Origin of the sequence: Bradyrhizobium neotropicale, assembly GCF_001641695.1 — a bacterium.
GTDB classification, from domain to species: Bacteria; Pseudomonadota; Alphaproteobacteria; order Rhizobiales; family Xanthobacteraceae; genus Bradyrhizobium; species Bradyrhizobium neotropicale.
Genome location: NZ_LSEF01000116.1, coordinates 1 through 13,066, shown reverse-complemented (window position 1 = coordinate 13,066; position 13,066 = coordinate 1). Strand labels below are relative to the sequence as shown.

Genomic DNA, 13,066 nt, shown 5'->3' with positions numbered 1-13,066 from the left:
ATTCCGCCGGCGCGGTGCGAAACACATGGTTTTTCCGCTCTTGCTCGTACAACTCTTTCGGTGGCACGCCGATTGTATAGGACACGGTGAAGTATCCGTTACGACCATAGCGATCTCGCAGTCTCCAGGTTAGGAGGTCTACGTGAACTTGCTCGAACGATCCAGTAGACGCTGCACGTCCCCAGCAAGTTTGATGGCAGCCTCACCGCAAGTCTGAGGGTCAGGCACGGCTAAAAAAGCTGATACCGATTTACGCTCAGACCGCCGCACAGTACGCGACAGAAGGTCAACAGCCCATGACAAGAAGAGCGCTTATCCTGGTTGAAGGCAATACACACGGTACTGGTCTGCAATACGTCCAGGCCGCCCGGCGTCTTGGCCTTCATCCAATCACCCTGTCGGCTGACCCAGCTCAGTATGACTATCTTGCGGCGGAAGGAATTGAGCCGATCCGTGTCGATACAAACAATCTCGATGCAGTGATCGGCGAATGTTCCCGGCTGCGTGCGACCTATGACATTGCTGGCATTACGAGCGCCAGGGAGGCGGTCTATGCGACAGTTGGCAAGCTCTGTCGGCATTTCGATCTACCCGGACCGAACCCCGGATCCGTTGAACGATGCTGCGACAAATTCACTCAACGTCAGCTCCTCGCCGAGGCCGGCGTTCCCATACCGGCTTATCGTTTGGCATTAGATGCGACGGAGGTAGAAAGCGCTGCCGCGGAGATCGGCCTGCCGGTGATTGTTAAGCCCGCAGTAGGCGACGGCAGCTACGGCGTCCGATTGTGCCGCGACGTCGATGAGTTGGCCGAACATACGACTTATCTGTTGGGCGGAAAGCACATATGGCGGTCTTCGCCGAGGATCCTTGTCGAGCAATTCGCACAAGGACCCTATTATTGCGCCGAAATAATGGGAAACGAGGTCATTGGGATTGCCGCCGCTGACTTCGGTCCTCTACCGCATTTCCTCTTTCGCGAGACGACCTTTCCGGCCCCGCTGAGTGATGATGATCATAAACGTATCGCCGATGTTTCGCTGAGCTGTTTGCGAGCTCTCGGCCTTGGCTGGGGGCCAACGTGCATCGAATTCCGGTGGACGAAGCGTGGCCCAGTCGTCATTGAGGTCAATCCGCGGCTTGCGGGGGGAGGCCATCCTCAACTTGTTCAGCTGGCTTACGGTGTCGATCCTATCACCGAGCACATCAAACTTGCCACGGGCGACGAATGGGAGTTGCGCAGAAGGCATTCGAACACTGCGGCCGCCCGATGCCTAAATCCTGATCGCGATGGCATCCTCGATTGGATCGATGGCGACAATCGTGCGGCTGCTATACCAGGGGTCGCCGAGGTCAAATTCTATATTGAACCCAAGATGCCGATCGTCAGGAAAGGCGATTATCGAGATACTATTGGACATGTCATCGCCGCTTCACCCAGCCTTGCTCGGACCGAGGCAATACTTCAGCGGGCCGTCGACCTAATCGATTGGTCGATCACACCATTCCCGACTTTTGGCGAGCAGGAACAATCTGCGGCCCCCTCACCTCCCCGAACCAGCCCAGGTGGCCTCAGGTAAGAGGTGATCGTCGCCGCACGTTGGTGCAATTGAGCGCACGAGAGACACGAATTGGCACGAATGAGCTGGCTACGTGGCGGAGATAGAACTGATGAAAACACCTATGATGCAAGCTTTGATACCGACACTTTCCGGTTGGCGCCGACCCTTGCGTTTTGGCCACGACAAGATAGCCGATGTTATAGCCGAGACTTTGGAAAAATTTCCCTCGAACACCGCTGTGCGTACGAGCGAGAATGGCGACGTAAGCTACCGGACGCTGGGTACGTCCGCGTCCAGCCTCGTGGAGGGCTTGGAGGCCATTGGCGTCCGTCCTGGTGACGCGGTCATTTTCAGGCTTCCGCGATCTGTTGAATTGGTTACGGCTGTTCTCGCTACCCAAATGCTTGGCGTTGCCTTCGTGCCCGTTGATCCAGCGGAGTCCGGCCAACGGTTGGACCACATACTCCACAATACCAACGCCCGCGCCATTCTTAGTTTGGACGCAACTGGTTCAATGCGCGTCGAGCAAATTTCCGCACACGATGGCGGCAATTCAGTATTCCCGAACATCGCGTACGTCATGCACACCTCAGGAAGCACGGGAGTCCCGAAAGGGGTACCGGTCTCCCAGACAGCCCTTCTGAATTTGGTCGACTGGTATATCGACATGATCAATTTCTCGGAGGGAGCCAGCATTTCACAGCTTACGCGGCCAGCATTCGATGTCTCTAATTCCCGAGTTCTTAGTGCCATTCGCGACCGGCGGGACAATTGTCTTGCCCAGCACGCAACTGCAGGCACAAATCATTCAAACAATCGAGTTCCTAATTCGCAGCGGCACGAACGTCATTCAGATGGTTCCAACGCTGCTGCGACGCTTTCTTGGAAGTCTCGAACGTCTCCCCCACATAGCGGCACGGTTCACAGATCTCAAATATGTAGTCTGCAATGGCGAATCCTTACCAAATTCCCTTCGGCGACGGTTTTACTCCATTCTGCCTAACGCAACGCTAATAAACAGCTACGGCCCAACCGAATGCTGTGTTGCCGTTAGTTACCACTATTGCCCTCGTGGTGAGGCAGACCACCCGATGTTCATCGGCAAACCTGCGTGCAATGTCGATTTTTATGTTCTTGACGAGACCCGGTCTACCGTTGGACTTGGAGTCGAGGGCGAACTCTGGGTCGGAGGCGTGCAGACGTCCCAACGCTATGTGGCTGACGAAGTTCAATCGAAACTGCGCTTCGTGCCATTCATGTCAGCCAACGGCGAACAAGTGCTGTACCGCACTGGTGATTATGTCATGGCATCGGAGGAGCATGGATTGTTGTTTCTCGGAAGAAGGGATGATCAGATAAAGTATCGAGGAACCCGATTGGAGAAAGGGGAAATTACCAGCGCAATCGACAAGACGGGTCTATGTACGGATTCAGCGGTGGTTGTGGTAGACGGAGAAGACAGCGCGAGCCAGGAGCTTGTCTGCATGGTGACGCCCGCGAGTGCCGACGTGGATGAAGTCCACCGGCGGCTATTGGATGCGTTGCCGAGGGATCGTGTTCCGAGGCTCGTTGTGCCTCTTGTCGAGCTTCCCTTTACTGCCAATGGAAAACTCGATCAGTGCGCGCTTGAGATGGCAGCGAAGCAGGCGCTCAGGGCGAATGTGAAGCGTGCCGCACCCCAGGCCGAACATGCACCGGGATCATCGTTGGATCATCTGCTGGAAGCGGTACACATCGTCACGGGAAGATTGGCACTACCCAGTAGGACAGCGCGGGAGCATGACATTGATTCGCTGAACTTCCTCGAAATACAGCTCAAGTTGGCGGAAAAGGGCTTAATGTTCGGGGAGGACGTTTATCGAGAGCAAAGCCTGTCGCTTGAGGAGTGGGCAAGGCGAATTCAATCGGTCGATTGCAGCGGATCTCAAGCGAGTGCGACGGGCAACTGCGGACAGGCTGCCGGATTTAGAGACGAGCTCGCCCAAATTGTCGAACATATTGAAACACGCGCCCCCAGCACGATTGTCCTGCATTCATCGCTTGTAGCATTGAAGAACGTGAGGGCAGATGAGGTAGCGTCAATTCTTCTAAAGGCATTAGAGCGCGTCTCCGCTTCCTCCACGGTTATTCTCCCAGCGTTCACCTTGAGCTACTGCGCCACGCGATGCTTTCATTGGACGACGAAGTCCGAGACAGGCGTGTTGGCCGATCTCGTGAGGCGAGAGCTTCGCTCTGGGCGCACCAAGCATCCCGCTTATTCGATGGTCGTGACCGGCCCGAGGACTGAAGAATTGTGCGAGACGGACTGGTGGAAATGCAGTCCGTTCGGTGACGACTCAATATTTGGGGAGATAAGCCGCTCAGATGGCTTGATAATCGGCCTAGGCACATCAAGTTTCACTCATGTGCATAGGTGCGAACTCTTAGCGGATGTGCCCTACAGCAAGACAATGAACTTGAGGGGTCTTGCCGACTTCGGAAGAGGCCCGACGGATGTCTCGACGTCGATTTATAATCGCGACATTAAGGGCCGACCCGAATATTCGTTTCTTGCACACGACACTGAGCGCGACGTGCGCGAAATGAGAGATGCGCTGCGAGAGTTTGCAATAGCCGGGACCTACGCGAGATTGGTAGACGCAAGAGAGATGGAGTCCAAGCTCGTTCCAGTCATGCGGACCGAACCATATGGGTTCTTGCATGAGAGAGCCAGAGCCGAGGCGCAGCGCGCGTATCCGAGTTAACACCAACCGCTAGCTTCGACTAAACGCGACATGTGTTGCACCCAAGGCCTTGGGAGTTGAGATATGGCAGCCGCAAGGAAAGGCTTCACTCTGCCGACTAGCTCAAGTGAGGAAATGTTTGATGCGAGGCGATCGGACGCCGATTCACGGTCAGTAGTTTATGCGTTTGCGGACGGCCGCTTCGCCGGCAATCCTGCGGCAGTGGTGCTTTATAATAGATATCCGGCGACCGCCGAGTGCCTGCGGCTAGCACGACTGTTTCGCCAGCCCGTGACCGTGTTTCTTCGCCCCTTAGAAGAGACAGGCCATTTTGAAATTCGCTGGTTCACGCAAAACGCCGAACTGGACCTCTGTGGACATGGAACGTTTGCTGCGACATACTGGCTTTTTCGCGCCGGTTGCGGTCGGTCGGAGCGAATCTTCTATCACTCCCGGAGCGGGCTTCTTGACGCTTGGCTGCACGGCGACGCCATACAAGTCGCGCTTCCGGTCATCCATACGACTCCTGCAGATCCGATGGAATATGACGCTATCCAACAATGCATGGGTGTCCCGGTTCGGGAAATTCGGAAGGCGTATGACGATTACGTTGTTGTCGTAGACAACGAACGTGTCGTTCTTGGCTATGAGCCGAACTTTCAAGGCATAGCTCAGATCGATTGCCGCGGTATCATTCTCACGACCCAAGTCGATTCGGACGGGGCGTTCGCTGAGTTTGATATCGTATCAAGAGTCTTTTTGCCCAGAATCGCGATCGACGAGGATCAGGTCTGCGTGTCGGCGCATTGTAAGCTCTATCCATATTGGGCCAAGCTCCTAGGTAAGACGGACTTGCGAGCGCTGCAAGCATCGGAGGCCGGGGGAGTTCTTGAACTCTCATCATGGGATGGCCGTGTCATCGTTAGAGGAAGAGCCAAGCTAGCCTGAAAAATTAACCAGGGGTGGAGAATGTGGTGCAGGCGATTGAACTGACATAGGATTTTGGTTGCTTAGGCCGATCCGCGCCTTTCACGGAGACCACACTCACCATGAATGATTTTGCGCGCCACTGAGCGGTTTGTCATCAGTCGGTGGCAGTTGGTCTTGGCCGTTGCGACCGCGGCATACTGTCGTCTAACTGTAGCGTTCTGGCTCTGGCTGAGGTGGAGAAGCGCGTGCGAGTGGCCGATCTTCTGGCGCGCTGCATTGATGATCCACGCTGCCCCGGATCAGGTCGGCCACAGCTTGACGGATATGATCGGCTTCCGCATGAAGATGACGCCGCCGAGGATGGCAACGACGCCCACCGGCTGCGCTTCGATCCGGCCTTCAAGAAGATGGCTCAGGGCGCGCTATTTTCGGGTCGCGATCTGGCGTCGCAATCGACGATGTGCTGGCTGGAAAACCTGCCCGAGGCGGGAGCTGGTTGCGATGGGGCCGGCTATGATCGGCCTCTGCTGCGCCTCCCTCCGGCAGGTGCCGAAGCGGATCGTGCTCAACATCGACGACACGTTTGATGCCGTGCATGGCGGCCAGCAATTGCGCCTGTTCAATGTTCACTACGACGAATACGCCTTGCAGCCGATTGTGGCTCGATGCGCGGGACGGTCTGTCAACGCGATCCTGCGACCAGTGGCGTCGAGATGAGCGCTCACCTGCGTCGCCAAGTGCGGGCGATCCGCGCCAATCCGGATCCTGACCCGGCCGACAGCCACTATTGCAATCCACAGGTCATCGACTGGTGCCGTGCGGGTGGCTTCACCTCCAGGACAGTGAAGCGGACGATGCTACCCTAATGATGGCTACGGTAGACGCGGCAGTGGCGCCGGCCATTGTTCTGCAACGTTTGCGCCGCCCCTCATCCGCCTGACGGCACCTTCTGCCGTAAACGAGAAGAAGGGCGTTGGCGATAATGCTGCAATGCCGCCACTTAGTCGATTCCATACACCTCCCGCGCGCGCTCGCGCGTGATGAGGCCGTTCTTAATGTCCTCCTCGACTGCTGCACGGTCGCGCTCCTTCGGATCCCCATATCCGCCACCGCTGCCGGTCACGATGCGGATCATTTCATCCGCGTGCGTGGTGAGGCCTGAGACGAAAGCAAAGCGTTCACTGGAACCGTCCTTGCGGATAAACCGGACGTAGTTGGGCGAGCCCGCGCGACCGCCTGCTAACGCCCAGGGTGGGAACTTCGAGCGCGTGTAGCCGACGGTGAGGAAGCCGTTGTCGCCGCGGATCCGGTAATCCATGACGATGCCGCGTCCGCCGGTGTATTTGCCCTCGCCGCCCGGCTCCAGATTGAGCTCCATGCGGTCTACGAAGAGGCCGTTACGGGCCTCGTTGATTTCTGCCGGGCAGTTGTAGGTCTCGCCGTGGAAGCTCGAGAAGATGGCGGTGTTGCCATCGCGGCCGGGGCTCGCGCCCCAGCCGCCGAGCTGCGGCTCGATGATCGTGTATTGGCGGCCGGTATCGGGGTGAATGCCGCCGGTGAAAGTGCCGCAGAGCGAGCCAAAATGTCCGGCCGCCAGCCGTTCAGGCATATGTGGCGCTAGGCAGCGCCACATGAGGTCCTTCCCCCGTAGCTCGATCTCGTAGTAGAAGCCAAGCGGCGCTGGCTCCTTGGCATGAAAAACCGAGCCCTCGCGCGTCAGCAGCCGGATCGGGCGGAAGGAGCCTTCGTTGGCCGGCGAATTGGGGTCGGTCAACGACTTGAACAACATCTGCGCGCAGACCATCACTCCGTCACGGCTGGTATTCAGCGGGCTGTTCGATTGGACCGGGTTTTCGCGCAGATCGACGACGAATTCGGCGTCGGAGATCGTGATCTTCACATTGAAGATGCTACCATCGTCCTGCTCCTCTGAGAGCTCGAATGCGCCCTTCGGCAGCTTCGCGAGCTCGGCGAGCGAAACCTGCTCACCGAAATCCATGAAGGAAGACATGGCGTTCTCGAAGGTCTCAACGCCATATTTTTCAGCGAGCTCCTGCAGGCGCTTTGCTCCGATGCGCGCCGAAGCGATCGCTGCCCAGACATCGCCTTCCAGCACGTCCGGCATGCGCGAATTCACCTTGATGATTTCCATCACTGGGCGGATCGGCTCGCTCTTCGAGATGATCTTGATAGCGGGGAGTCGCAACCCTTCCTGGAAGATCTCCGTCGCTTCACAGGTGAGCGAACCAGGCGCCATGCCGCCGAGATCTGAGTTGTGAGCGATATTGGCCGTCCAGGCGATGATGCGCCCGCCCGCGAAGACGGGCATGGCAACGACGATATCGTTCAGATGCGTGACGCCGCCGTAGTAGGGATCGTTGGTTGCGAAGACGTCACCAGGCAGGATATCGCCCGGCCTGCCGAACTTTTTCGCGATCACCTTCACGGCTTTGTCCAGCACCCCAACGAAAGCCGGGATACCTGCGCCCGACGAAGCGAGCGCGCCTTTCGCATCAGTGACGCCGGTGCCCATGTCGAGCACCTCGTAAATGATCGAGCTCATCGCGGTCTTCTTCATGACGGCAAACATCTCGTCGGCGGTCGCCTGAAGCGAATTTTGGATGATTTCCAGCGTGATTGGGTCGTCGATCCCTGTCGGCATGGCCGTCACCTCTGCGCCGCCAATTGAATATGCATGTTCCCGTAGCCATCGATCTCGACCCAGTTGCCCGGATGCACAACGACTGTGGTGCCAGGATCCTCAACGATCGCTGGGCCGCTGAAGGTCATGCCCGGCTCGAGCTTGCCGCCGTCAAAGATCGCGGCCTTGTGAACGCCTTCGAGCGCATAATCGACGTTGCGATGGCCCTTGAGCGCGGCCTCCGCCTGGGCTCCGGTCGATTGGCGCTTCCTCATGGTAAGCTTTCCAGCTTCAGCGGAAGCGATCAAATGGATGCCGACAATTTCAACAGGCGCGTCGAGCTTATACGTGTATTCGCGCTCGTAGCTCTCGTGGAAGGATGTTCCGATCTCCGCGAGGCGCTCATCGGTAAGCTGGCCTGCCGCGATCAGCACCTCGGTAGTATGTTCCTGATTCTGGTAACGGAACTTACCATGTCGCAGGAAGCGGATTCGGCAAGCCTCGATGCCTTCGGCCGCGAATTGGGCACGAGCCCGCTCCTCCGTTTCCGCGAAGACCTGCTCGATGCCTGCCGCGGCGCCCTGCTTCAGCTCGACGAGCCGGGTCACAAAATAGTCGCGACGCAGGTCCGACATCATCATGCCCCAGGCCGAAAAGACGGAAGCGTCGGCCGGCACGACGATTTTGCTGACGCCGAGCTCGGCCGCCAGCGCCACAGCATGCATAGCGCCACCACCGCCGAAGGCTACGAGGGTAAACTCGCGCGGGTCATGGCCGCGGTTGAGCGAAACAAGCTTGAGCGCATTAACCATATTGTTGTTGGCGATGCGGATGATGCTGCGCGCCGCCACGTCAGCGTCCACTCCGAGCTTTTGGCCCACGGCTTCGATCGCCGCCTTCGCAGCGGCCATGTCGGCGACGACCTCGCCGCCGCAGAAATAATCCTCGTTTATGCGGCCGAGCCAGAGGTTGGCGTCGGTGGTTGTCGCCTGGCTTCCTTCCCGGCCGTAAGCGGCGGGCCCCGGCACGGCGCCGGCCGATTGCGGGCCAACATGGAGCTTGCCGAAATCGTCAACCCAAGCGATGGAGCCGCCGCCGTTGCCGATCTCGACGAGATCGACGACCGGCACCATGATCGGGTAGCCCGCTGAGGTGCGGTCGCGCTCGATCCAGTAATCCGTCTTGATCTTAACGTCGCCGTTCTCGATCAACGAGCACTTCGCCGTCGTGCCGCCGATATCGAGCGCGAGCACTCTCGGTTCGCCGATCAGCTTGGCGAGCTCGGCGGCGCCCCAGAAGCCGGAGGCAGGTCCCGACTCGACCATCATGATCGGAATTTTTGCGACCGACTCGAGCGAATCTACGCCGCAATTCGACTGCATAATATAGGGACGTTTGCTGAAACCCTTCTCCGCCAGTCCGGCAAGCAGCCGGGACAAGTAGCGCTCGGCGGTGGGTTGCACATAGGCCGACAGCACCGCCGTGCTACTGCGCTCATATTCACGCCATTCGCGCGTGATCTGGTGCGAGGACACGACCGAGACTTCCGGCCAGAGCCTCTGCACCTCGACGAGCGTGGCCTGCTCATGGATCGGATTGGCATAAGAGTTAAGGAAGCAGATGGCGACCGCCTCGACCTCTTCCGTCTTGAAATCGTTGATGATTGCCGGAAGGCCGGAGAGGTCAAGCGGCTTCAACTCCTCACCTTTGTATGACATGCGGCCGGGAAGTTCGCGCCGCAGGTAGCGCGGAACAAAGGGCTCCGGCTTCTGGTAATGCAGGTTGAAGAAGTCGGGACGGTTGCCGCGCGCAATCTCGAGCGTGTCGCGAAAACCCTCAGCAGTGATGAGCCCGACTTTGGCCCCCTTCCGCTCGGTCAGTACGTTGATGACCACGGTGGCACCGTGGGCAAAGAAGTCGACCGAGCTTGGATCGACGCCCCCCTTCTTGAGGACGTTCAGCACGCCCTCCTCGAAATTGCGCGAGGTGGTGTCGGACTTCGCCGTAATGATGCGGGATTCGCCCGTCGAATGATCAGTTTCGAAGCAAACGAGATCGGTGAAGGTGCCGCCGACATCGGTCGCGATACGGATGGTCTTGATCGCCATGTGCGGCCTCCCTCTTTTCCACGATAAGAACGAACAATCAGGCCCTTGCATTGGTCTTCTCCATCAGCCGGTTCCGCCTCTTCGGGAGTAACGACCGTAAGTGCGCCGATGAGCCGGCGGGTGTGGGCGTACAGGGGTCGGCGGAGACTTTCTCGATCAGATTGAGCTCGACGAGCCTGCCCTTCTCGAGCACGCGACACGGTTGGACCTCAACCGCACTTGGTGAGAAAGCGGCCGTCCCGGAGAAGAGCTCCATGACCTCAATAGCCAGCCACAGCGGACAACCTTTAATTTTGCGACAAGCTGTTGGCACAGGCGTCGCGGCTAGCCTTGTCTTTGAACGGAATAAACCATGTTGATGGCCCACCGTTCTCGATGGCGGCAAGTGGATAAGATTTATTTCCATTCGCAATGACCATTTCGCAGCCCGCGTCCATGGCTATCCTTGCGGCCATCAACTTTGTCACCATGCCGCCCGAACTGTGGCGAGCGGCGGAGTGACCGGCCATGGCCTCTATCTCGGGGTTAATGCATCGCACCTCTGTCACCAAGCGGGCAAACGGGTTGTCGTGTGGATCTTCCGTGAAGAGGCCATCTACGTTGGAAAGCAGAATGAGAACGTCGGCGTCGACCATATGGGCGACCCGTGCCGCCAGCCGGTCATTGTCGCCAAAACAGATCTCGACCGTTGCGGTCGCGTCATTCTCGTTGACAATGGGTACAGCGCCAACTTTCAGAAGTTGTTGAAGGGTTGACCGCGCGTTGAGGCAGCGATGCTGGTTATCAATATCTTCGCCGGTTAATAACAGTTGCCCGACGCCGAAGCCACGGCGCTTCAAACTCTGTTCATAAGCATGCATGAGTTGAACCTGACCAATCGCGGCGGCCGCTTGCTTCTCCCCAGTTTCCGGACGCCTATCCAACTGAACGAAGCGACGTGATCCAACTGCGACAGCGCCGGAGGTGACGATGATCACCTGCTGCCCGCGTGCGACAAATCGGACGACATCCTCTATCAACGTTTCAAGCCAAGGTCCGCGTATCTCTCCAGTGTCGGCATCGGCAATCAGTGCCGAGCCAATCTTCACGATCAGCCGGCGAGCCGAAAGCAGTTGGACAGCGCTCGCAATTGCTGAGGTTGAGTCTTGCTGCATTAGAAATGAAGACATGCCTGTCCAATCTCTTCTTTGCGATTCAACCATCCAGTCCGTTGCGTCTGACGGGCCATAATAATGATATCCAGGTTCTAAACGTCACGATCTTTTCGTGCCGAAATGCCTGAGCATATCGAAGCCCGTGTCGTGCGTGGTAAGAAGAAGCGGCCTTACTATACACGCCCATCCCATATCCAAGAGCGAACTGAATACATAGGTCGGCGAGGAAACGGTTGCCGCTCGCAGATAAGCAATGCGTGTTACTATCTTCAATAGCATAGAGGTGCCCAGAAACGAGATGACCATCATCGTCGACCTGCGTCTCTCCCGTGCTCTCAATTGCACCAACCTTCGGCGACGATCACCTCTTACCTGAGGCCACCTGGGCTGGTTCGGGGAGGTGAGGGGGCCGCAGATTGTTCCTGCTCGCCAAAAGTCGGGAATGGTGTGATCGACCAATCGATTAGGTCGACGGCCCGCTGAAGTATTGCCTCGGTCCGAGCAAGGCTGGGTGAAGCGGCGATGACATGTCCAATAGTATCTCGATAATCGCCTTTCCTGACGATCGGCATCTTGGGTTCAATATAGAATTTGACCTCGGCGACCCCTGGTATAGCAGCCGCACGATTGTCGCCATCGATCCAATCGAGGATGCCATCGCGATCAGGATTTAGGCATCGGGCGGCCGCAGTGTTCGAATGCCTTCTGCGCAACTCCCATTCGTCGCCCGTGGCAAGTTTGATGTGCTCGGTGATAGGATCGACACCGTAAGCCAGCTGAACAAGTTGAGGATGGCCTCCCCCCGCAAGCCGCGGATTGACCTCAATGACGACTGGGCCACGCTTCGTCCACCGGAATTCGATGCACGTTGGCCCCCAGCCAAGGCCGAGAGCTCGCAAACAGCTCAGCGAAACATCGGCGATACGTTTATGATCATCATCACTCAGCGGGGCCGGAAAGGTCGTCTCGCGAAAGAGGAAATGCGGTAGAGGACCGAAGTCAGCGGCGGCAATCCCAATGACCTCGTTTCCCATTATTTCGGCGCAATAATAGGGTCCTTGTGCGAATTGCTCGACAAGGATCCTCGGCGAAGACCGCCATATGTGCTTTCCGCCCAACAGATAAGTCGTATGTTCGGCCAACTCATCGACGTCGCGGCACAATCGGACGCCGTAGCTGCCGTCGCCTACTGCGGGCTTAACAATCACCGGCAGGCCGATCTCCGCGGCAGCGCTTTCTACCTCCGTCGCATCTAATGCCAAACGATAAGCCGGTATGGGAACGCCGGCCTCGGCGAGGAGCTGACGTTGAGTGAATTTGTCGCAGCATCGTTCAACGGATCCGGGGTTCGGTCCGGGTAGATCGAAATGCCGACAGAGCTTGCCAACTGTCGCATAGACCGCCTCCCTGGCGCTCGTAATGCCAGCAATGTCATAGGTCGCACGCAGCCGGGAACATTCGCCGATCACTGCATCGAGATTGTTTGTATCGACACGGATCGGCTCAATTCCTTCCGCCGCAAGATAGTCATACTGAGCTGGGTCAGCCGACAGGGTGATTGGATGAAGGCCAAGACGCCGGGCGGCCTGGACGTATTGCAGACCAGTACCGTGTGTATTGCCTTCAACCAGGATAAGCGCTCTTCTTGTCATGGGCTGTTGACCTTCTGTCGCGTACTGTGCGGCGGTCTGAGCGTAAATCGGTATCAGCTTTTTTAGCCGTGCCTGACCCTCAGACTTGCGGTGAGGCTGCCATCAAACTTGCTGGGGACGTGCAGCGTCTACTGGATCGTTCGAGCAAGTTCACGTAGACCTCCTAACCTGGAGACTGCGAGATCGCTATGGTCGTAACGGATACTTCACCGTGTCCTATACAATCGGCGTGCCACCGAAAGAGTTGTACGAGCAAGAGCGGAAAAACCATGTGTTTCGCACCGCGCCGGCGGAAT

Annotated in this window: 7 protein-coding genes and 2 pseudogenes; 5 read left to right on the top strand and 4 right to left on the bottom strand. The window is 57.7% G+C overall.

Annotated elements, in window-relative coordinates:
• Positions 1 to 296: 296 nt before the first annotated feature.
• From AXW67_RS41315 to AXW67_RS45160, 5 genes and pseudogenes are all read left to right on the top strand, one after another.
• A complete protein-coding gene (locus AXW67_RS41315) occupies positions 297 to 1,580 on the top strand; it encodes an ATP-grasp domain-containing protein (protein WP_082908189.1) in 1,284 nt (427 codons plus the stop codon).
• 91 nt (positions 1,581 to 1,671) lie between these two features.
• Positions 1,672 to 2,716 (top strand): annotated as a pseudogene (locus AXW67_RS45165) (AMP-binding protein); the annotation flags it as partial.
• 102 nt (positions 2,717 to 2,818) lie between these two features.
• Positions 2,819 to 4,306 carry an AAC(3) family N-acetyltransferase gene (locus AXW67_RS37825; RefSeq protein ID WP_430648751.1) on the top strand — a complete coding sequence of 496 codons (1,488 nt, stop codon included), beginning with the start codon at positions 2,819 to 2,821 and terminating at the stop codon, positions 4,304 to 4,306.
• Positions 4,307 to 4,369: 63 nt separating this feature from the next.
• Positions 4,370 to 5,233, top strand: a complete 864-nt coding sequence (locus AXW67_RS37820; RefSeq protein WP_082908191.1) for a PhzF family phenazine biosynthesis protein — start codon at positions 4,370 to 4,372, stop codon at positions 5,231 to 5,233.
• A gap of 143 nt (positions 5,234 to 5,376) precedes the next feature.
• Positions 5,377 to 5,932, top strand: a pseudogene (locus tag AXW67_RS45160) (transposase).
• A 283-nt stretch (positions 5,933 to 6,215) separates the two neighbouring features.
• On the opposite strand, the gene AXW67_RS37810 reads toward AXW67_RS45160, so the two are convergent.
• From AXW67_RS37810 to AXW67_RS41310, 4 genes are all read right to left on the bottom strand, one after another.
• Positions 6,216 to 7,877: a hydantoinase B/oxoprolinase family protein gene (locus tag AXW67_RS37810; protein WP_063682003.1), complete on the bottom strand. Its 1,662-nt coding sequence runs from the start codon at positions 7,875 to 7,877 to the stop codon at positions 6,216 to 6,218.
• A gap of 5 nt (positions 7,878 to 7,882) precedes the next feature.
• On the bottom strand, positions 7,883 to 9,964 hold the full coding sequence (locus AXW67_RS37805) for a hydantoinase/oxoprolinase family protein (protein WP_063682000.1): 2,082 nt from the start codon (positions 9,962 to 9,964) through the stop codon (positions 7,883 to 7,885).
• A gap of 287 nt (positions 9,965 to 10,251) precedes the next feature.
• On the bottom strand, positions 10,252 to 11,133 hold the full coding sequence (proB, locus tag AXW67_RS37795; RefSeq protein ID WP_063681998.1) for a glutamate 5-kinase: 882 nt from the start codon (positions 11,131 to 11,133) through the stop codon (positions 10,252 to 10,254).
• Between the two features lie 353 nt (positions 11,134 to 11,486).
• Positions 11,487 to 12,770 (bottom strand): ATP-grasp domain-containing protein, encoded by a 1,284-nt coding sequence (locus tag AXW67_RS41310; protein ID WP_082908189.1) that lies wholly within the window; start codon positions 12,768 to 12,770, stop codon positions 11,487 to 11,489.
• Positions 12,771 to 13,066: the final 296 nt, after the last annotated feature.